Source organism: Erwinia sp. V90_4 (assembly GCF_029967685.1).
Classification (GTDB): domain Bacteria; phylum Pseudomonadota; class Gammaproteobacteria; order Enterobacterales; family Enterobacteriaceae; genus Erwinia; species Erwinia aphidicola.
Genome location: NZ_JASCAQ010000066.1, coordinates 56,927 through 77,121 on the forward strand (window position 1 = coordinate 56,927; position 20,195 = coordinate 77,121).

Here is a 20,195-nt window from a genome sequence, read left to right on the forward strand (position 1 = left end):
ATGCCGCAGGGGTCGGGCATGCCCGACCCCATTTTCTATTACGACGCTAACGACAGTACAGTGGGTTTTTTACCGTGCTGCGCCAGCCATTCGGTGACGCGCGCCTGCTGTTCATCGGTCAGCCACATCCCCTCTTTGGTACGGCGCCAGATGGCATCATCGGTGGCACGCACCCACTCATGATCCACCAGGTAACGCAGCTCCGCCTCGTAAAAGTGGTGACCAAACAGCTCGCCGAGATCTTCCAGGCTGGTGGCATCCTTCAGCAACACTTCGCTATTGCTGCCGTAGGTGCGCGCATAGTGACGTGCCATCGCTTCCGTAATGAACGGGAAGCGGCGACGCAGGCTGGCGGCGTAATCTTCACGCGTACCGGCAAAGTTTCCGCCCGGCAGCACGCAGCTTTTGGTCCAGGCTGCTCCGATATTCGGATAATACTTGCTGAGTTTTTCCATCGCATGCTCGGCCAGCTTACGATAGGTGGTCAGCTTGCCGCCAAATACCGAGAGCAGCGGCGCCTGACCGGCATCATCGTGCACGTCGAGCGTGTAGTCACGGGTAATGGCCTGCGGAGAATCGGATTCATCATCACACAGCGGACGCACGCCGGAGTAAGTCCAGACGATATCGTCTTTCACCAGGTCCTGTTTGAAGTGCGCGTTAAACACCTTGAGCAAATAGTCGATCTCGTTATCGTCAATCTTCACGCTCTGCGGGTCGCCCTGGTATTCAACGTCGGTGGTGCCGATAATCGAGAACTCGTCCATCCACGGGATAACAAACACAATACGGTTATCTTCATTTTGCAGAATATACGCCTGCTTCTGAGTATGCACGCGCGGCACCACAATGTGGCTGCCTTTGATCAGGCGGATACCGTAAGGGGATTTCAGCTTCAGGCTGTCATCAAACAGCTGCTTCACCCACGGGCCGGCGGCATTCACCAGGCCTTTAGCCTGCCAGGTGAAGGTTTTGCCGCTGTCGACGTCTTCAGCTTCCACCTTCCACAGGCCGTTTTCACGCCATGCGCGCGTTACGCGGGTGCGGGTACGTACTTCGCCGCCGCGCTTTTCAATTTCCTGCGCGTTGAGCACCACCAGGCGCGCATCATCCACCCAGCAGTCGGAATATTCGAAACCGCGCACGATTTCAGGTTTTAATACCGAATCTGAGCCAAAGCGCAAACTTTTACTGCCCGGCAGGCTGGTGCGTTTGCCCAGGTGATCGTACATAAACAGACCCACGCGGATCATCCACGCCGGGCGCAGGTGCGGGCGGTGCGGCAGGCGGAATCGCATCGGGAAGGCAATATGCGGCGCCATTTTCAGCAGTACTTCACGTTCGGCCAGCGCTTCGCTCACCAGACGGAATTCGTAATGTTCCAGATAGCGCAGGCCACCGTGGATCAGTTTAGAACTGGCAGAAGAGGTGGCGCAGGCGAGGTCTTGCGCCTCCAGCATCAGCACCGACAGTCCGCGCCCGGCAGCATCAGCCGCAATACCGGCACCGTTAATACCGCCGCCGATTACGATCAGATCTTTGGTTTCCACGTCATCTCCTCCGATGTTCGGAATCTTTCAATAATGTTCGTTTTCGAGCATTATATTAGTCGGAAACCAACATTGATGCCAGCGTTAACCTAATAAAAACATTTATGCGTGATGCAGGTAACATTATTAACCCAAGAAAAAGGCTTTCTCCCCGATCACTGCCGGGTTATTGTGCGCCGCCTTCGGGCTACAATGGGAACTTATTCGCTCCCTTTTTTAGCTTGTGACGAGAACCCACCATGGAACAATTTGAGTGCATCAGCGTGCAGCAGGCACAGCAGAAACTGGCAGACGGCAGCGCGCTGCTGGTCGATATTCGTGACCCACAAAGTTACGCAGCCGGGCATGCTAGTGGCGCATTTCACCTGACGAATGACTCCCTGCCCGCCTTCCTTGCCCGGGCTGAATCTGCCCCGGCAGTGCTGGTGATGTGCTACCACGGCAACAGCAGCAAAGGGGCCGCGCAGTACCTGCTGACCCAGGGTTTTGCCGAGGCTTACAGCATTGACGGCGGTTTCGATGCCTGGCGCAGCACCTTCCCCCAGCAGGTAGACGCGCAATAACGCGCATTTTGGCTCGCGGCGTTACCCCTGCAACTTGTCGGGTGAAAAAGCTATACTGCCGCCTTTGTTTGCTCAGGATTAAAGGAAGCCGTCCTAACTATGCGCATTACTCACTTTACGCATCTGCGCCCGGCCCAGGCGTTCGTTGACTATATGGCCACGCGCGGCGTTACGCTGCGCATTGAGCACGACAGCGGCTATACGCTGTGGCTGGATGACGAATCGCAGCTGAATGTGGTCGAAAACGAACTTAACCTGTTTATCCGCGACCCTAACCATGTGCGCTACCAGGCGGCGAGCTGGCAGAGCGGCACCACCGACAGCGGCATTCAGTATCAGCATACCTCCCTGATGGCCAACGTGCGCGACCGCGCCGGGCCGTTAACCCTGCTGATCATGGGCGCCTCGATTCTGGTGTTTATCCTGATGCAGATTTTTGGCGACGAGGCGGTGATGCGGGTGCTGTCGTGGCCGGATGTCGATCAGCATCTGGAGCTGTGGCGCTGGTTCAGCCACGCGCTGCTGCACTTCTCGATGCTGCATATCCTGTTTAACCTGATGTGGTTCTGGTATCTCGGTGGCGCGGTGGAAAAACGCCTCGGCAGCGGTAAGCTGTTGGTGATCGCCCTGATTTCGGCGCTGCTGAGCGGCTGGATGCAGGCGAAGTTCAGCGGCGTGCTATTTGGCGGCCTTTCCGGCGTGGTGTATGCACTGATGGGCTACAGCTGGCTGCGCGGGGAACGTGACCCGGAAAGTGGGATTGAACTGCAGCGCGGCCTGATGGCGTTCGCCGTCCTTTGGCTGCTGGTGGGATATTTCGGCTGGTTTGGCCTGTCGATTGCCAATGCCGCACACGTGACCGGCCTGCTGGTCGGGCTGGCAATGGCATTTGTCGATACGCGACAGTTAAAGAAGAGGGGACGCGAGTGAAGCAGACACAACGACATGACGCCATCATCGAACTGGTGCGTCGTCAGGGCTATGTCAGTACCGAAGAGCTGGTGGAGCATTTTGAAGTCAGCCCGCAGACTATTCGCCGCGACCTGAACGACCTGGCGGAGCAGAATAAGATCCAGCGCCATCACGGCGGTGCGGCGCTGCCTTCCAGCTCGGAAAACAGCGCGTGGCAGGATCGTAAGATGATGTGGTCAGCGGAAAAAGCGCGCATCGCCCAGCGCGTTGCCAGCCAGATCCCGGACGGTGCCTCGCTGTTTATCGATATCGGCACCACGCCGGAAGCCGTGGCGCACGCGCTGATGAACCACAACAATCTGCGCATTGTGACCAATAATCTCAACGTGGCGGTACTGCTGATGGCGAAGCCGGATTTCCGGCTGATCCTCGCGGGTGGAGAAGTGCGCACCCGCGACGGGGGAATTATGGGGGAAGCAACGCTCGACTATATTTCTCAGTTCCGCCTCGACTACGGCATTCTTGGCATCAGCGGCATCGACCTTGACGGCTCGCTGCTCGACTTCGACTATCATGAAGTGCGCACCAAGCGCGCCATTATTGAAAACTCGCGCTGCGTGATGCTGGTCGCCGACCATTCAAAGTTTGGCCGCAATGCCATGGTTAACCTCGGGAATATGAGTCTGATCGACTATCTGTTTACCGATGAAGCTCCGCCGCCAAGCGTGATGAAAACCATCGAACAGCACGAAGTGCATCTGGAGCTGTGTTAACCCGTTATGATGCGTTACGCGTAGGGGCTGACCCTGTGTTTCGGTCAGCCCGACGGGTCGACCAGAAAAGCGGTCGACCCCTACAAACGTGGTCGACCCGTCAATTCACACCCATCCCCATCAAATGCAGCAGCTGCTGCGCCTGCTGTACCGCTTCCTGACGGTGAACCACGCCGAGCTTCTGATACAGATTACGAATATGCGTTTTGATCGTGGTGGCCGCCACATCCAGCTCGCCAGCGATCTGATCGTTGCTGTAGCCGGAATAAATCAGCCCCAGCACCTGCCACTCGCGCAGCGTCAGCGGGCTGGTACGGATCAGCTCCGGCACCTGCGGATGCGTCAGCAGGCGGGTGACAAAGGTTTCGTCAAAATGGGCAAATTTGTGGCGATGATGCTGATTGATGTCGCGCAGGATGCGCTGCGCCCGGCGCTGTTCCATCTCCGGCAGCGTGTGTAGCTGGATAAGCTGACGCAGCTGCTGCGCCATCGCTTCGCCCTCCACCACAAAATGGCTGATAAAGCCGGTGCGGTTCGCCAGCGTCAGCGCCTCAATCAGCGCCTGCTGAGCCTCGCCTTTGCGCCCGGCCTGCCAGTAAAGCGCATTGGCCAGCAGCAGGTTGCGGTTGAGGTCGCTGGTAAGCTGAAGGCGGCGCGCATTGTCATTCAGCTCGTCCAGCACCACTTCCGCCTCGTCAAGCTGCCCCAGCATAATCTGGGCGCGGGCGATATTGCGCCACTGCCCCTGCAGGAAATGGTTATCGGCGTCCGCCGGTTTCTGCGTCAGCCGCAGCCAGTTGGCGGCGGCGCTGCGGTCCTCGTTCATCTGCCAGTAAATCACCCGCGCTTCATCGGCGTTGGTTACCCAGTCGCTGTGATAGTGGCCGTTGCTGAGCAGATTTTCACAGCGCGTCAGGTAGCGGCGGGCATTATCGAGATCGCCACGTGCCAGCGCGCATTTCGCCAGCACCGAAAGGCACTGCAGCTGCTGCTGCGGGTGGAAGTTTTCCAGCACCTTCAGCCCGGCGCGCGCGGATTTCTCCGCCTCGTCAAGATTGGCCCACGACAGCAGCAGCTGGGCGCGGATGCGCAGCAAAAACTCGTGCATCGGCAGCTGCTCCAGACCTTCCTCGGCGATCAGCCGGAAAGCCTGCTCCTGGGTATCCCAGGCGGTTTGCAGATAGCCCTGAGCAATAAGGATTTCGCTCTGCTGCAGCAGTGCCCACAAAGCATAATGGCAGACGCCCTGCTGTCGGGCCATCTGCGCGGTCTGCTGCATCATCGCCAGCGCCTGCGCCAGCTCGCCGCGGCAGTGCAGCACTTCGCCGCGCACCGAGGTCGCCACTATGCGGCTGAAGTCGCAGGAGAGCGGCAGCGTATCGAGCGCCAGCGTGGCGAGGCGGTCGGCCTCATCCGGGCGCCCGGCGTTGATCGCCACCTGGGCGCGCAGGGCATTGAACTCGGCGCTGAGCAGCGCATCAACCGTCACCTTTTCCTGCGCCATCTCCTGTTCGGCGCGCGCCAAAAGCAGGTCAACTTCATCGTAGCGATGCTGGCTTTGCGCCAGCCATGCCTGCAGCAGGATCAGGCGCGGATGGTCGACCAGCTGACGCCACGGCAGCGCCTTCAGCCCTTTTTCCAGCAGCGTCAGTTCGCTGTGGTTGAACAGCGTCCAGGCGTGACGCAGCAGGATATCGCGCAGCAGGGCGGTATCTTCCGCCGCCAGCGCGTGGTGAATCGCTTCGCCGGCATAGCCCAGCGCCATCCAGCCCTCGGCGGCGGCGCGGTGAATGGTGTGCAGTTCGCTGCCCAACTCCCACTGGCAGCGCTGACGCAGGAAGGAGGCAAACAGCGGGTGGAAGTTAAACCACTCGCCGCTCTCATCCATGCGCTGTAAAAATAGCCCCTGGCGCTCCGTCTCTTCCAGCCGCCGCTGGCCGTTCTCTTCGCCGGTCAGGCGGGCGATCAGCGCATCGTTCATTGAGCGCAGCACCGAGCTACGCAGCAGGAAATTACGCGTGCCTTCGTCAACGCAGTCCAGCACCTCGTCGACCAGATAGTCGGAAAGGTGGCTGGCGTTAATCCCGGCCAGCCGCTGTGCCGACTGATGCGCCGGGGTGTTTGACTGGCGTGCCGACAGCGCAATCAGCTGCAGGGCGGTCGCCCAGCCAGCCACTTCATCGCACAGGCGCTGCGAATCAACTTCAGCAATGGGCTGCTGCAGGCGAGCGGCAAAAAAGGCGCCGGTTTCCTGATGCGTAAACGCCAGCGACTGGCTGTTGATCTCCAGCAGCTGATCGCGCACGCGCAGGTTGGCAATACCCAGCGAGGGCAGGTTGCGCGACAGGATCACCAGCGTCAGGTTCTCGGGCTGATGACGGATAAAGAAGCGCATCGCCTGGTGAATGGCGTCATTGGTCAGCAGATGGTAGTCGTCAATCACGATCGACAGCGGGCGCTGCCATTCGGACAGCTCAATAAACAGCTGAGCGAACAGCCCGTTGAGGCTGGCGTACTGACGTTTTTGCGCCAGCGCTTCGCTGCGCACGCAGTGGCCGTCCGTTGCCTGCTGTACCGCGGCCATAAAATAGCTGGCGAAGCGCTCAGGATAGTTGTCGCTGTCGTCGAGGGAGTACCAGCCCAGGCCACTCTTTTCTGCCGCCCACTGGGCGATGAGTGTGGTTTTGCCATAGCCAGCCGGGCTGGTCACCAGTACCAGCCGATAAAGGTTGCTGTTGGACAGCCGGGCGATCAGGCGATCGCGCAGCAGCGTGTTCTCTAACCTTAGGGGTCTGCTTAGTTTTGCTGGTATCAACATGAGTTACACTTCATTGTGTGATGATACATCGTGAAATAATGGGAATTATTTTACAGCGCGTAATTAAGACACCATTGACCATCAACCCGGTTATTGCAAGACAGAGCGATCGCGGATGCTCGGTAAGTTGCACCTCATCACATTTCCTGACGTAATTTTTACTGCGCGCGACGCTGGCGCGATCAATTGAATCACCCATAATTACATCAGCAGCACGCTTCCTCCCCCATCTTGCTATCCGGGCGTGCAGTCACACCTGCACCCCCTGACCGTGCGCTTTTCCGGGCTGCCCGCCCGGCAGGTTGAGTCCCTCTAGTTGCTTTTTTTGATTTATTTTTGGCTCATCGCATGATGCGGTGAGCTTTTTTTCGGTTTGCCGTCTTAACTCTATTCTGGGGCTAAATTTTCAGCTACGCCCTGTCACTCCTCCCTGATAAAAAATGCCGGAGGAGGATGTTCTGTCATTCCGCAACGTTAGCATGTGCGCATAAGTAACTAATTTAAGAGGGACGGTATGTCGCAACAGAAATTCAATAAGGCACGTTTCGACGCTGCCTTGACGCGTCAATGGCAGCATTTAGGGTACTCCTCTGCCAGTGAGATGACCTCCCACCAGTGGTGGCAGGCGATAAGCGGGGCGCTGGCGGAACTGCTGGCCGCGCAGCCGGTGGTGAAAAGCGGCAGGACACAGCGCCATGTGAACTACATCTCCATGGAGTTTCTGATTGGCCGCCTGACCGGTAATAACCTGCTGAACCTCGGCTGGTATGACGAAGTGAAGGCGGCACTGGCAGAGCATCAGCGCGACCTGAGCGAACTGCTGGAAGAGGAAGTGGATCCGGCGCTGGGCAATGGCGGTCTGGGGCGCCTTGCCGCCTGCTATCTCGACTCGATGGCGACCGTCGGCCAGTCGGCAACCGGCTACGGTCTTAACTATCAGTACGGTCTGTTCCGCCAGTCGTTCAATGACGGCAAGCAGATTGAAGCCCCCGATGACTGGTATCGTGCCAGCTATCCGTGGTTCCGCCATAACGCGGCGCTGGATGTGAACGTCGGTATCGGCGGTAAAGTGGTGAAAACCGGCAATGGCGGCTTGCGCTGGGAGCCGGACTTCACCCTGCGCGGTGAAGCCTGGGATCTGCCGGTTACCGGCTATCGCAACGGCGTGGTGCAGCCGCTGCGCCTGTGGCAGGCGGTGCATGCTCATCCTTTCGACCTGACGCTGTTTAACGAGGGGAAATTCCTGAAGGCGGAGCAGCAGGGCATTGATGCGGCGAAGCTGACTAAAGTGCTGTATCCCAACGACAACCATCAGGAAGGCAAGCGCCTGCGCCTGATGCAGCAGTATTTCCAGTGCGCCTGCTCAGTGGCGGATATTCTGCGCCGTCACCACCTGGCCGGGCGCAGCATCCATCAGCTGCCCGACTTTGAAGTTATCCAGCTGAATGATACTCACCCCACCATCGCCATTCCGGAAATGCTGCGCGTGCTGCTGGATGAGCATCAGCTGAGCTGGGATGACGCCTGGGCCATCACCAGCCGCACCTTCGCTTACACTAACCACACGCTGATGCCGGAAGCGCTGGAGCGTTGGGATGAGAAGCTGCTACGCAGCCTGCTGCCGCGCCACTTTACGCTGATCAAAGAGATCGACCGCCGCTTTAAAAAGTTGGTCGATAAGCAGTGGCCGGGCGATGAGAAAGTGTGGGCGAAGCTGGCGATTGTGCATCAGAAACAGGTGCGCATGGCCAACCTCTGCGTGGTCAGCGGCTTTGCCGTTAACGGCGTGGCGGCGCTGCACTCGCAGCTGGTGGTGAAGGATCTGTTCCCGGAATATCACCAGCTGTGGCCGGAAAAATTCCACAACGTCACCAACGGCATCACGCCGCGCCGCTGGCTGAAGCAGTGTAATCCGGCGCTGGCCGGGCTGATTGACGACACGCTGAAGGTAGAGTGGGCCAACGATCTTGCTGCCCTGCAGGGGCTGGAGAAGTTTGCCGACGATAAGGCATTTCGGAAAAAATATCGCCAGATTAAACACGATAACAAGCTGCGGCTGGCGGCTTACATCGAGCAGCGCACCGGCATTGTGGTCAATCCCAACGCGCTGTTTGATGTGCAGATCAAGCGCCTGCATGAGTACAAACGCCAGCACCTCGGGCTGATGCATATCCTCTCGCTGTATAAGCGGCTGCGCGACAATCCCCAGCTCGACGTGGTGCCGCGCGTGTTCCTGTTCGGTGCCAAAGCTGCGCCGGGCTACTACCTGGCAAAAAATATTATCTACGCCATCAACAAAGTGGCGGAGAAGATTAACCAGGATCCGCTGATCGGCGACAAGCTGAAAGTGGTGTTTATCCCCGATTACCGCATCACCGCCGCGGAGCTGATGATCCCGGCAGCGGACCTGTCGGAGCAGATCTCGACCGCCGGTTATGAAGCCTCCGGTACCGGCAATATGAAGCTGGCGCTGAACGGTGCGCTGACCGTGGGAACGCTGGACGGCGCCAACGTCGAGATCGCCGAGCAGGTGGGTGAAGAGAATATCTTTATCTTTGGCAACACCGTCGATGAGGTGAAGGCGCTGAAAGCGGGCGGCTATGACCCGATCAAGCTGCGTAAAAAAGATAAGCACCTCGACAGCCTGCTGAAAGAGCTGGAGAAAGGCTTCTTTAGCGATGGCGACAAGCACGCCTTCGATATGATGCTGCACAGCCTCGGCAAGGGGGGCGATCCCTGGCTGGTGCTGGCCGATTTTGCTGAATACTGCGCGGCGCAGCTGCAGGTGGAAGCGCTCTATCGTGACCAGGAAGCCTGGACGCGTGCGGCCATTCTTAACACAGCCCGCACCGGGATGTTCAGCTCGGACCGTTCGGTACGCGACTACCAGCAGCGTATCTGGCAGGCAAAGCGCTAAGGAGCGGCTTATGGATGCAAAGAAGTTTGAGCAGGCCGCTGCGGCGGCCGGTATTTCAGCCAAATATATTAACGCCTTCGGCCAGCCGGAAGCGGTCAGCCGGGAGACGCGTGAGAAGCTGCTGGCGGCGATGAGTGAGCCGCTGAAAAGTGAGGATGCGCCGCTGCCGCCCTGCAAAGTTTTGTTGAAAAAGCGCGAGCAGCGGCTGGAGATTGGCGGCAAAGGGCGCTTTCAGTGGTGTTTTACCAGTGAAAAAGGACGCGAGTTTTACGGCGAGGTGAACGGCGGCGAGCAGATTCGCCTGCCGCAGAATCTGCCCAACGGCTACCATCAGCTGCTGCTGCGTCAGGGCAAAAAACAGTGGCCGTGCCGGATTATTATCGCACCCAGGCGCTGTTATGAGCCGGCAGAACTCAAGCGCGGGCAGAAACTGTGGGGCGCCACCGTGCAGCTCTACACCCTGCGCTCGCAGCACAACTGGGGGATGGGGGATTTCAGCGATCTGAAACGCATGGTGACTGATATTGCGCAGCGCGGGGGGGCATTTATCGGCCTCAACCCGGTGCATGCGCTCTATCCGGCGATGCCGGAAAACGCCAGCCCTTACAGCCCGTCATCACGCCGCTGGCTTAACGTGATGTATATCGACGTCGCGGCAGTGCCTGATTTCCAGCACAGCGCTGCCGCCCAGCGCTGGTGGCAGCAGAAAAATACCCAGCAGGCGTTAAAAAAGGCGCGCGACACCGAGTGGGTGGATTACGCCACGGTGGGCGAGCTGAAGCTGCAAGGGCTGCGTCACGCCTGGCAATCTTTCCGCCAGCGCGATGAGCAGGATGCCACCCGCCAGCATTTCGCGCAGTTTGTTGCCGTTGGCGGCGAGAGCCTGTTTTCGCAGGCGACCTACGATGCTTTGCACGCGGCGATGCTGAAGGAAGATGCCAGCCGCTGGGGCTGGCCGGTGTGGCCCGCCGACTATCAGCACGGCCAGAGTGAGGCGGTGCAGCAGTTCAGCCGCGATAACCCTGATGAGGTGCAGTTCTGGCTGTGGCTGCAGTGGCTGGCGAATCGCCAGTTCGATGAGTGCTGGCAGCAGTGCCAGCAGCAGCAGATGCCGATTGGCCTGTATCGCGATTTAGCGGTCGGCGTGGCGGAGGGGGGCGCGGAGACCTGGAGCGATCGCGAGCTCTATCGCCTGAAGGCTTCGGTCGGTGCACCGCCGGATATCCTCGGTCCGCTGGGTCAGAACTGGGGCTTGCCGCCGATGGATCCGCACGTGATGACGGCACGCGGCTATCAGCCGTTTATCGATCTGCTGCGCGCCAATATGGCAAGCTGCGGCGCGCTGCGTATCGATCATGTGATGTCGCTGCTGCGCCTGTGGTGGATCCCCTACGGCGAGACCGCTAACTTCGGCGCCTACGTCTACTATCCGGTTGACGATCTGATGGCGATCCTCGCGCTGGAAAGCGAGCGCCATCAGTGCATGGTGATCGGCGAAGATCTCGGCACGGTGCCGGTGGAAATTGTCAGCAAGCTGCGCGATAACGGGGTTTATTCGTGGAAGGTGCTCTATTTCGAGCAGGAGGGGATGGACCGCTACCGTTCTCCAGCGGCGTGGCCACGTCAGTCGATGGCGAGTGCGACCACGCACGACCTGCCGACGCTGCGCGGCTTCTGGAGCGCCGGGGATCTCACTCTCGGCGAAACCCTGGGCCTCTATCCGGATAAGGTGGTGCTGAGCAAGCTGTACGCTGACCGTACGCGGCAGAAGCAGGCGTTGTTAAACGCGCTGCACCGCTACGGCTGCGTGCCGAAAAGCTGCGGTAGCCAGGCGGCGAAAATGGCGATGACGGCAACGCTTAATCGCGGCATGCAGCGCTTTATCGCCGACAGCAATAGCGCCTTACTGGGGTTACAGCCGGAGGACTGGCTGGATATGGAAAAACCGGTCAATGTGCCGGGCACCACCGATCAATACCCGAACTGGCGGCGCAAGCTGAGCGTGAGTCAGGAGGCGATGTTTGCCGACCCGAGAGTCAACCGCTTGATTAAGGATTTGGATAAGCGGCGTAAAAGCTGAACACGGGACGACCGGAACAGAAGGTCTTCATCCTGACCGTTGCAAACCCTCAACACGGGACGACCGAAACAGAAGGTCGTCCCCTACCGCTGTTTCGGTCCGCCCTGGTTTAAGGCGTAAAGGCTTTAAATATCACCGAGCCATTCACCCCGCCGAAGCCAAACCCGTTCACCAGCGCGCTGCCGATCGGCATCCGGCGCGCCTCATTCTGCACCACGTTTAACCCTTCAGCACCGCTGTCGAGCTGGGAAATATTCAGCGATGGCGGGGCAATACCGTCGCGCATTGCCAGCAGTGAGAAGATGGCGCCCACTGCACCCGCCGCACCCAGCAGGTGACCGGTGGCGGATTTGGTGGAGGAGATTGCGGTTTTCGCCCCGTCACCGAGCACGCGGCGTAGCGCATTCATCTCCGCCAGGTCGCCGACCGGGGTGGAGGTCGAGTGCGCATTGATATAATCGATATCGCTGCCCGTCATCCCCGCCTGCTGCAGCGCAATGCTCATTGCCCTGGCTGCGCCTTCACCATCTTCCGGCCCGGCAGTGATGTGGTATGCATCCGACGTGGTGCCGTAGCCGACCACTTCCGCCAGAATAGTGGCGCCGCGCTGCTGTGCGCTGCTCAGCTCTTCCAGCACCAGCATGCCGGCGCCTTCACCCATCACAAAACCGTCGCGGCGCTGATCGAACGGTCGCGAGGCCTGCTCTGGATGGTGGTTAAAGGCGGTTGAGAGGGCGCGTGCCGCCTGGAAGCCGCCGAGCGATACCGGGTTAATGCAGGACTCACTGCCGCCAACCACGGCGATATCCGCCTCATCATAGCGAATAGCGCGGAAACCATCGCCGATGCTCTGAATGCTGGCCGCACAGGCAGAAACTGGCGTGCCTAAGATGCCTTTAAAGCCGTATTTGATCGCCACATGCGACGAGGCAAGGTTGGCGATAAATGAGGGAATAGTAAACGGTGACAGCCTGCGACTGCCTTTTTCCGCCACGGTTTTCACCGCATTATTGATGGCGTGAAAGCCACCAATGCCGGTGGCAATAATCGTCGCGGTGCGCAGTTTTGCCGCTTCCGCCAGAGTGTGCAGCCCCGCCTGGCTTATCGCTTCTTCAGCGGCGGCCAGCGCCAGATGGATAAAGCGGTCAGCTTTACGCTGCTCCTTTGGGGGAATTAACGCATCGATATCAAAGCCGTACTCGGGGTCCTGAGCGACAGACTGAACCTGCCCGCCCACGCGAATGGCGGTGTCACCGTGCGCCTCTTCATCGAGATGACGAATGCCGGACTGCCCGGCGATCAGCCGCTGCCAGCTGCCTGCCACGCCGTTGCCCAATGGGCCAATCAGACCCATGCCGGTGATAACAACTCTTCTGCCAGTATTATTCAACATGATGACCTGTAGGTTAGGGAAACTGATTTCAGTGTACACGTGTAAGCTGAAAGATCCACACTCAATCGCAGCGGGGGTAGGCGCGCTGAGACGGAAAAAGGGTCAGGATGAGGGGAATGGAGTGTAGGGGATGGGCAGGCCCATCCCGCTAGATAACGAGGTCAATCAGTAGAAGGAGTGCTCGCCGCGCTGGTGCTCGGTGAGGTCACGCACGCCCTTCAGCTCAGGGAAGGCGGCCAACATCTCTTTTTCGATGCCCTCTTTCAGGGTCACGTCGACCATGGAACAGCCGTTACAGCCGCCGCCAAACTGCAGGATGGCGAAGCCTTCATCGGTGATTTCCATCAGCGAGACTTTACCGCCGTGGCTGGCGAGCTGCGGGTTAATCTGGGCCTGCAGCAGGTACTCAACGCGCTCGACCAACGGCGCGTCGTCGTTCACTTTACGCATTTTGGCGTTTGGCGCTTTCAGCGTCAGCTGTGAACCCAGGTTATCGGTGACGAAGTCGATTTCCGCGTCTTCCAGATAAGGGGCGCTGAGCGCGTCAACGAAGGCGGATAGCTTCTCGAACTTCAGTTCGGTATCCGTCGCTTCGACTGCATCGGGCGGGCAGTAGGAGACGCCGCACTCTGCGGTCGGCGTACCCGGATTAATCACGAATACGCGAATTTGGGTGCCATCTTCCTGCTTTGACAGCAATTTTGCGAAGTGCTCTTGTGCAGAGTCGGTAATTAGGATCATGGCGATTGCTCAATAGTTGACTAATTTCGTTGGTTATAATACGCCCATCACCGACGCTCTACAAGGTTCGGCACAGGCACCATATCTGTATGCTGGCCGCGCCCTGGGCCAGTAAAATGCGGCTGATCTCAGCCACGGTACTGCCGGTGGTGACCACATCGTCCAGTAAGGCGATATGGTGACCGCGCACCTGCGTTTCAAGCCGAAACGCACCGCGCAGGTTTTTTCGCCGGGCGAGAGCCCCCAGGCGATGCTGCACTTTTCCAGCGCGCACCCGCGTTAGCGCATGCGGCAGATATTGGCACGGCGTCCAGCGCGCCAGCGCGCGGGCGATATCCTCTAACTGATTATAGCCACGCCGCCATGCCCGGTGATGATGCAGCGGCACGCTCAGCAGCAGGGAGGGGCGCATCAGCCCGTGGTCCCGCCGCCGCATTAACCAGCTTAGCAGTATTAGCCGCGCCAGCATTACCGCCTGTGCGGTGCCGTGATAAAACTTCAGGCGATTCACCAGCTGGCTGAGTGGCGGTTGCCAGGGCGTGACCGCAAGCAGCGCTCCCCAGGGCGGCGGGCGGCGCAGGCAGCGGCCACACTCGTGCAGGCCGCCATGGTGGCCTAATCCGCAGCGCGGGCAGCAGTGACGGCGCAGCGGTAACCCCCGCAGACAAATGCTGCAGATCCCGTGGGCGGCCACAGCGAGCGGCATCTGGCATAGCCAACAGACAGCCGGCATTGGTAGCATAGCGACCTCATAAGCAAAAACAGGACCCTAACTCATGACGGCACTGCACTGGGAGACAATTGGACAGGGAGATCGCCATCTTGTGCTGCTGCACGGATGGGGGCTGAATGCGGGCGTGTGGCATTGCATCAGCGAGCGGCTCAGCGCACATTTTTGCCTGCACCTCGTTGACCTGCCGGGCTATGGACGCAGCCGGAATTTTCCGGCGATGACGCTGGATGAGATGGTCGCAACGATTCTGCCGCAGGCACCTGAACGCGCTATGTGGCTCGGCTGGTCACTGGGTGGACTGGTGGCGAGCCAGCTGGCGCTGAGCCACCCTGAGCGCGTCAGCGGATTGATTAGCGTGGCTTCCTCCCCCTGCTTCAGCGCACAGCCGCAGTGGCCGGGCATCAGGCCGGAAACCCTGAGCGGCTTCCAGCATCAGCTCAGCGAAGATTTCCAGCGCACCGTGGAGCGTTTTCTGGCGCTGCAAACCCTGGGCACCGAGAGCGCGCGCCAGGATGCACGCCTGCTGAAAGGCGTGGTGCTGGAACAGCCGATGCCGACGCCGCAGGTGTTAAACGGCGGGCTGGAGATCCTGCGTACCGCCGATCTGCGCGCAGCGATGAGCGTGCTGCAAATGCCGCTGCTCAGGCTGTACGGCGCACTCGATGGGCTGGTGCCGCGTAAGATTGCCGCGCTGCTGGATGAGCGCTGGCCGCACAGCCGCAGTCACATTATCACCAAAGCTGCCCATGCACCCTTTATCTCCCATCCGGATGATTTTTGTCGTGAAGTGCTGGAGTTTGCGTCGCCAATACGTTGATAAACGTTGCAATAGTTACTACTTGCAACAATTATGTCAGTTGCCGCACTTGGCGACAGCAACAATACTGTTTAGCGGCAGCGCACGGCGCTGTCAGACAAACCGAAGTTTTGGCCTAAGGAGAGGATCCAGGATGAAAAAGATTATTGCTATCACCACTCTGCTCATCACCGCCGCATTCACCTTCAACGCCAGCGCTGCGCAAGAGATTTCGCGCGAAAAAGCGGCTGAGATGAAGCTGGAAAAAGTCGGCACCGTGACCACCAACTCAACGCTCGATCCGATGGATGCGAAAAAACACCTGTCAAAAAAGGCCGATGAGAAGGGCGGCAAGTATTTCGTGATTATCGCCGCAGATGAAGGCGACCATACTCACGCCCTGGCTGAAGTGTACAAGTAATCGATCTCCTGCCCACCGCGGGTGGGCAGTATTTTAGATTTTCAGCCAGCGAAAGCTCCACGGCGCCAGTTCCAGCCCCTGATGCCCATCCACCCGCTCATCATTCGCCACATCGCGATACCAGCGCGCTTCCGGCAGGGTATAGCTTACCGTTTTGCCACTCAGGTTGTAGACACACCACAGGCTCTCTTTTTCGTCCCGCGCCTGGCGCTGCATCACCAGCAGTGAATTATCGCTGTCGGCGATATGCATCGGGTTATCCGGATGGAATGCGGGCTGGCGTTTACGCACCTGCACCAGCTGGCTGAGCGCATACCACACCCGGTAGCGCAGGGAATCAGTCTCGCTCAGCGCCTGCTCAATGTCGCTGACGGCGTATTTCTGCCGGTTAATCGCCCGGTTATGCCCTGCTGCTTTTACCCCCTCCATGTCATTGCGCGAGCCGAGAATGCTCTGGATATAAATCGCCGGCACGCCGGGGAAGGCCAGCAGCAGGGCATGCGCCAGCAGGAAGCGCTGCAGGCGGGTATCGTCATCGTCATCCCGTTGGTTCAGCGCATCCATATAGGTGACGTTGATTTCATACGGGCTGGTGCTGCCGTCAGGGTTATTTTTATAGGAGATCAGCGCGCCTTCCATCGCCAGATCGCGCACCAGCGAGACAATTTCGGTTTCCGGCAGGATGCCGCGCAGCGGGTTCAGGCCGATGCCGTCGTGCGAAGCGAGGAAGTTGAAAAAGGTGGTGCTGCCACCGCTGCTGTCGAGCGAGGCCGCCCACTGGCGCAGTGCGCGCGCGGAGCCGTAGTGAATAGCGTGCAGCACCAGCGGCGGCAGGGAAAACTGGTACACCATCTGCGCTTCATCGCGGCCGTTGCCGAAGTAGCTGATGTTGTCTTTGTGCGGCACGTTGGTTTCCGTTACCACCACGGTGCCTGGGGCGACTTCGTTGGCAATGGCGCGGAACAGTTTCACCAGCTGGTGGGTTTTCTCCAGATGGATGCAGGAGGTGCCGGGGGTTTTCCACATATAGCCGACGGCATCCAGCCGCACATAGTCGGCACCTTTTTTCAGGTAGTCGAGCAGCACGTTAACCATAGCGATCAGCACTTGCGGATTGGCGAAGTTCAGGTCGATCTGGTCCGCGCTAAAGGTGGTCCAGATATAGCGCGTTTCGCCGTCGGCCATGGTAAACGGCGTCAGCAGCGGCGAGGTGCGTGGGCGGGTCACGGCTGTTAAATCGGTGGCGGGGGGCATGCTGATAAAGAAGTCATCCCAGCCGGGATCCTGCGCCAGATAGTGCGCGAACCAGGCGCTGTGCGCGGACATATGATTGCAGACAAAATCGAACATCAGGCGCGTGTGCTGGTGCAGCTCGGCGATCTCCTGCCAGCTGCCGCACCGGGGATTAACCTGGTGATAATCTATCACCGAGAAGCCGTCGTCGGATGAATACGGGAAAAAGGGCAGCAGGTGAACCAGGTTAAAACTGGACTGTAAATGCTGCTGATAGAAGCGCGAGAAGGTGTTCAGGGTAGGGGTATCGTCCTGATGAAACTGGTCGGCATAGGCGATCAGCACCACATCGTTTTCATCCCAGTGGGCTTTTCGCTGCTGATGAATCTGCGCCCGCGCCTCGTCAATCAGCGTATGCAGGCGCTGCAGGTACGATGGCGGAAAAGCGTATTCGTAGATCTTATCTATTAAGTTATTGATAATATCCATTTTTATTTCGGCTGCCACCGCAGGTGAAAAATCAGGCGTTATTTTTCACTGTAGACGCTGGTCACAAAATCGCAACTTACATCAGTGGCAATTGTCGCTTTTTGCGCAACCAGAGCAGCCGCTCACCCCATTTTTTACCGGGATTAGCCCCGGCCGGATGCGGATGCGTCGCAGGACTAGCAGCAGTAACGCATTAATCAGTATCACACTGGCGATGATCAGCAGGCTGCTGCGCGGGTGCTGGTCAAAACGGGCAAGTTGATAGAACAGGGCAGAGAGTGAGTACGCCAGATCGATGCCCCACACGACAGAGAAGAGCATCCAGCGGGCGCTGCTTTCGCGCGCGATGGCTCCCATCACCGAGACGCAAGGGACATACAGCAGCACAAAGATCAGGTAGCTGTAGGCGGCGGCATCGCTGGCAAATTTACTGTGCATGGTACCCATCGCACCGCTGGCCATTTCGGCATCACCTTTGCTGGCTTCAATCGGGTTCGCCAGCACGCTGAGGCTGAACGTCGCCCGCACGCTCTGCCAGGTTTGCACGGCGGCCTCCTTGAGCTGATCGATCAGGCTAAACTGCGCCGCGTCAAACGGCTGCCGCTGCAGCGCTTCTGCGGTGTAGAGCGTGTTGAGCGTGCCGACCACCACCTCCTTCGCCATTGCCCCGGTCAGCAGCCCGACGGTCGCCTGCCAGTTATCGCGTTGCACGCCAATCGGCGACAGCAGCGGGGTCAGCGTGCGGCTGACGCTGGCGAGGGCCGAGTCGTTGAGGTTACTGACCGGCTGACCGCTGAAGGTAAAACTGTTCAGCCCGCCAATCACGACGCTGACCAGCACAATCACTTTGCCCGCGCGCAGCGCAAAGCCGCGCAGACGCTGCCACGTCTGTAACAGCAGACTTTTAAGGTGCGGAACGTGCCATGTGGGCAGCTCCATCACAAACGGGCTGGCCGCGCCGCGCATCAGCGTATGCTTGAGCAGCAGGCCGGTCGCGATAGCGGCACCCATGCCGAGCAGATAAAGGCTGAATACAACCAGCGCCCCGCGCTGACCAAAGAACGCTGCCGCAAACACCGCGAAGATAGCCAGGCGTGCACCGCAGGAGATAAACGGCGCCATCAGCACGGTAATCAGGCGCTCACGCGGGGCATCAAGCGTGCGCGCACCCATGACTGACGGGACATTGCAGCCAAAGCCGACAATCAGCGGCACGAAAGATTTCCCCGGCAGGCCGAGCGCCTGCATCAAGCGGTCCATCACAAAGGCGGCACGCGCCATATAGCCAGAATCTTCCAGCAGTGAGAGAAACAGGTACATCATGCCGATCTGGGGGATAAGCGGCATCACCGTATTGATACCACCGCCAATCCCCTGCGCCAGAAACAGCGTCAGCCATTCTGGCAGGTGCAGCGTGATGCCCAGCCACTGCGTACCCTGAATAAACAGCGCCGCCGACCCGAGGTCGAACAGCGGCTGTAGTGCACCGCCGAGATTAATGGCGAGGAAAAACATCAGGTACATCACCAGCAGGAAGAAGGGCAGGCCAAGCCAGCGGTTCATCGTCAGGCGGTCGAGATGCTGTGACACCCCCTTGCGCGTTCCCTGCTGCTGAATGGCCTGGCAGCACAGGGTTTCAATCGTCTGATAGCGGCTGCTGACGATGCTTTGCGCCACGTCTGCTGCTGCCTGCCGGGATACGGCGGGCAGCAGCCGGGCGGCATCCACGGCCTGCTGCTGGCTCCAGATATCCCCTTCCAGCATTTGCAGCGCCAGCCACTTTTTTTGCGCCGGCGAGAGGGGGGCCGCCATGGCCGCAGCCAGCTGTGCTACCGCCTGTTGCACCGCAGCAGGGTAGGCGACAGCGATCTGCGCGCAGCGAGGTGGGTAATGATCAATGGCCTGTTTCAGCCGATCAATCCCGCGCCCGCGTGTGGAGACCAGCGGTACTACCGGGCATCCCAGCGCCTGCTCCAGCGCTGCAATGTCTATTCTGAGCTGCTGGCTTTCGGCCATGTCCAGCATGTTGAGCGCGATGATGCAAGGTAGCCCCATCTCCAGCAGCTGCAGCGTAAGGTAGAGGTTGCGCTCCAGATTGCTGGCATCCACCACGTTGATCACCAGCGAAGCCTCCATGCTCAGCAGGTACTGACAGGCGATCTGCTCATCCAGCGAGGCCTGCTCCGAGAGGGTGGTCAGCGAGTAACAGCCGGGCAGATCGACCAGCTTCACCTGATGCTGTGCGGTGGTAAAGCGCCCCTCTTTACGCTCAACCGTGACGCCCGCCCAGTTGCCGACGCGCTGGCGAGCGCCGGTCAGCTGATTAAACAGGGTGGTTTTGCCAACGTTTGGGTTACCGGTCAGGGCGAGAGTCGTGTTTTTCATTAAGCTCCCTCCCCGGCTTCAATGGCTTCAAGCAGCAGCAGGGAAAGCTCTTTGCGGCGCAGCATCAGGCTGGTACGGCGGGTTTCGATATGCAGCGGGTCGCCGAGCGGCGCTACGCGCACCAGGGTAAAGCAGGTGCCGGGCAGCAGGCCCTGCGCCATCAGTTTCTGACGAAAAGCCGCGCTGAGCGTGGGAGAAAAACCGGTAATCCGGTAGCTGTGCTGGGGGATCAGTTGCATTGTCCTGGCCTGCTGACATGTTGGACGCGAGAGTGAGACAATGAATTTTAATGAGAATGATTATTGCTCACATTGATATTGAGCAAGGTTATAGCGGAGAACGGGAGCGGTTTTTTGCAAAAAAGGGCGGGCCTGGCAGCCCGCCCTGAGGT

General features: G+C 59.2%; 15 protein-coding genes. 7 read left to right on the forward strand and 8 right to left on the reverse strand.

From position 1 onward, the window contains the following. Positions 1 to 38 precede the first annotated feature (38 nt). Positions 39 to 1,550 carry a glycerol-3-phosphate dehydrogenase gene (glpD, locus tag QLG07_RS21230; protein ID WP_048917709.1) on the reverse strand — a complete coding sequence of 504 codons (1,512 nt, stop codon included), beginning with the start codon at positions 1,548 to 1,550 and terminating at the stop codon, positions 39 to 41. 239 nt (positions 1,551 to 1,789) lie between these two features. On the opposite strand from glpD, the gene glpE reads away from it, so the two are divergent. From glpE to QLG07_RS21245, 3 genes are all read left to right on the forward strand, one after another. Further along, positions 1,790 to 2,113 (forward strand): thiosulfate sulfurtransferase GlpE, encoded by a 324-nt coding sequence (gene glpE, locus QLG07_RS21235; RefSeq protein ID WP_187497916.1) that lies wholly within the window; start codon positions 1,790 to 1,792, stop codon positions 2,111 to 2,113. A 99-nt stretch (positions 2,114 to 2,212) separates the two neighbouring features. After that, positions 2,213 to 3,043, forward strand: coding sequence for a rhomboid family intramembrane serine protease GlpG (gene glpG, locus QLG07_RS21240; RefSeq protein WP_048917707.1), 831 nt, complete (start codon positions 2,213 to 2,215; stop codon positions 3,041 to 3,043). Next, positions 3,040 to 3,798 carry a DeoR/GlpR family transcriptional regulator gene (locus QLG07_RS21245; protein WP_048917706.1) on the forward strand — a complete coding sequence of 253 codons (759 nt, stop codon included), beginning with the start codon at positions 3,040 to 3,042 and terminating at the stop codon, positions 3,796 to 3,798. The genes glpG and QLG07_RS21245 overlap by 4 nt, the downstream gene beginning before the upstream one ends. Positions 3,799 to 3,898: 100 nt before the next feature. On the opposite strand, the gene malT is transcribed toward QLG07_RS21245, so the two are convergent. Then, positions 3,899 to 6,616 (reverse strand): HTH-type transcriptional regulator MalT, encoded by a 2,718-nt coding sequence (gene malT / locus QLG07_RS21250; protein ID WP_282470119.1) that lies wholly within the window; start codon positions 6,614 to 6,616, stop codon positions 3,899 to 3,901. Between the two features lie 514 nt (positions 6,617 to 7,130). Between malT and malP the strand changes: the two genes are divergently transcribed. Next, positions 7,131 to 9,533, forward strand: coding sequence for a maltodextrin phosphorylase (malP, locus tag QLG07_RS21255; protein ID WP_282470120.1), 2,403 nt, complete (start codon positions 7,131 to 7,133; stop codon positions 9,531 to 9,533). A gap of 10 nt (positions 9,534 to 9,543) precedes the next feature. Continuing rightward, complete coding sequence (gene malQ / locus QLG07_RS21260) at positions 9,544 to 11,613, forward strand: 4-alpha-glucanotransferase (RefSeq protein WP_282470121.1); 2,070 nt, start codon at positions 9,544 to 9,546, stop codon at positions 11,611 to 11,613. A 109-nt stretch (positions 11,614 to 11,722) separates the two neighbouring features. Here the strand turns inward: malQ and fabF are convergent, their stop codons facing one another. The 3 genes from fabF to gntX form a co-directional block, all read right to left on the reverse strand. Continuing rightward, positions 11,723 to 13,006 (reverse strand): beta-ketoacyl-ACP synthase II, encoded by a 1,284-nt coding sequence (gene fabF / locus QLG07_RS21265; protein WP_282470122.1) that lies wholly within the window; start codon positions 13,004 to 13,006, stop codon positions 11,723 to 11,725. Positions 13,007 to 13,171: 165 nt separating this feature from the next. Further along, the gene (gene nfuA, locus QLG07_RS21270) at positions 13,172 to 13,747 is read right to left on the reverse strand and encodes a Fe-S biogenesis protein NfuA (RefSeq protein WP_048917701.1); all 576 of its coding nucleotides are present in this window, start codon (positions 13,745 to 13,747) and stop codon (positions 13,172 to 13,174) included. A gap of 58 nt (positions 13,748 to 13,805) precedes the next feature. Next, entirely contained in the window at positions 13,806 to 14,489 is a 684-nt protein-coding gene (gntX, locus tag QLG07_RS21275; RefSeq protein ID WP_099753507.1) for a DNA utilization protein GntX, read from the reverse strand. Between the two features lie 34 nt (positions 14,490 to 14,523). Between gntX and bioH the strand changes: the two genes are divergently transcribed. Beyond that, the gene (gene bioH, locus QLG07_RS21280; protein ID WP_282470123.1) at positions 14,524 to 15,297 is read left to right on the forward strand and encodes a pimeloyl-ACP methyl ester esterase BioH; all 774 of its coding nucleotides are present in this window, start codon (positions 14,524 to 14,526) and stop codon (positions 15,295 to 15,297) included. 133 nt (positions 15,298 to 15,430) lie between these two features. Continuing rightward, positions 15,431 to 15,697, forward strand: a complete 267-nt coding sequence (locus QLG07_RS21285) for a DUF1471 domain-containing protein (RefSeq protein ID WP_282470124.1) — start codon at positions 15,431 to 15,433, stop codon at positions 15,695 to 15,697. Positions 15,698 to 15,730: 33 nt separating this feature from the next. On the opposite strand, the gene QLG07_RS21290 is transcribed toward QLG07_RS21285, so the two are convergent. The 3 genes from QLG07_RS21290 to feoA all read right to left on the reverse strand — a co-directional run bounded on the left by QLG07_RS21290 (position 15,731) and on the right by feoA (position 20,043). After that, complete coding sequence (locus QLG07_RS21290; protein WP_282470125.1) at positions 15,731 to 17,419, reverse strand: alpha-amylase family glycosyl hydrolase; 1,689 nt, start codon at positions 17,417 to 17,419, stop codon at positions 15,731 to 15,733. A gap of 81 nt (positions 17,420 to 17,500) precedes the next feature. After that, positions 17,501 to 19,804, reverse strand: a complete 2,304-nt coding sequence (gene feoB / locus QLG07_RS21295; protein ID WP_282470126.1) for a Fe(2+) transporter permease subunit FeoB — start codon at positions 19,802 to 19,804, stop codon at positions 17,501 to 17,503. Further along, complete coding sequence (gene feoA, locus QLG07_RS21300; RefSeq protein ID WP_048917691.1) at positions 19,804 to 20,043, reverse strand: ferrous iron transporter A; 240 nt, start codon at positions 20,041 to 20,043, stop codon at positions 19,804 to 19,806. The genes feoB and feoA overlap by 1 nt, the downstream gene beginning before the upstream one ends. Positions 20,044 to 20,195: the final 152 nt, after the last annotated feature.

Excerpts from the sequence above, each read along its gene's own strand:
- bioH (WP_282470123.1), top strand. The coding sequence starts at position 14,524 with ATGACGGCACTGCACTGGGAGACAATTGGACAGGGAGATCGCCATCTT.
- QLG07_RS21285 (WP_282470124.1), top strand. The coding sequence starts at position 15,431 with ATGAAAAAGATTATTGCTATCACCACTCTGCTCATCACCGCCGCATTC.
- nfuA (WP_048917701.1), bottom strand. The coding sequence starts at position 13,747 with ATGATCCTAATTACCGACTCTGCACAAGAGCACTTCGCAAAATTGCTG.
- QLG07_RS21290 (WP_282470125.1), bottom strand. The coding sequence starts at position 17,419 with ATGGATATTATCAATAACTTAATAGATAAGATCTACGAATACGCTTTT.
- fabF (WP_282470122.1), bottom strand. The coding sequence starts at position 13,006 with ATGTTGAATAATACTGGCAGAAGAGTTGTTATCACCGGCATGGGTCTG.
- malP (WP_282470120.1), top strand. The coding sequence starts at position 7,131 with ATGTCGCAACAGAAATTCAATAAGGCACGTTTCGACGCTGCCTTGACG.
- glpG (WP_048917707.1), top strand. The coding sequence starts at position 2,213 with ATGCGCATTACTCACTTTACGCATCTGCGCCCGGCCCAGGCGTTCGTT.
- feoA (WP_048917691.1), bottom strand. The coding sequence starts at position 20,043 with ATGCAACTGATCCCCCAGCACAGCTACCGGATTACCGGTTTTTCTCCC.
- malT (WP_282470119.1), bottom strand. The coding sequence starts at position 6,616 with ATGTTGATACCAGCAAAACTAAGCAGACCCCTAAGGTTAGAGAACACG.
- malQ (WP_282470121.1), top strand. The coding sequence starts at position 9,544 with ATGGATGCAAAGAAGTTTGAGCAGGCCGCTGCGGCGGCCGGTATTTCA.
- glpE (WP_187497916.1), top strand. The coding sequence starts at position 1,790 with ATGGAACAATTTGAGTGCATCAGCGTGCAGCAGGCACAGCAGAAACTG.
- gntX (WP_099753507.1), bottom strand. The coding sequence starts at position 14,489 with ATGCTACCAATGCCGGCTGTCTGTTGGCTATGCCAGATGCCGCTCGCT.
- feoB (WP_282470126.1), bottom strand. The coding sequence starts at position 19,804 with ATGAAAAACACGACTCTCGCCCTGACCGGTAACCCAAACGTTGGCAAA.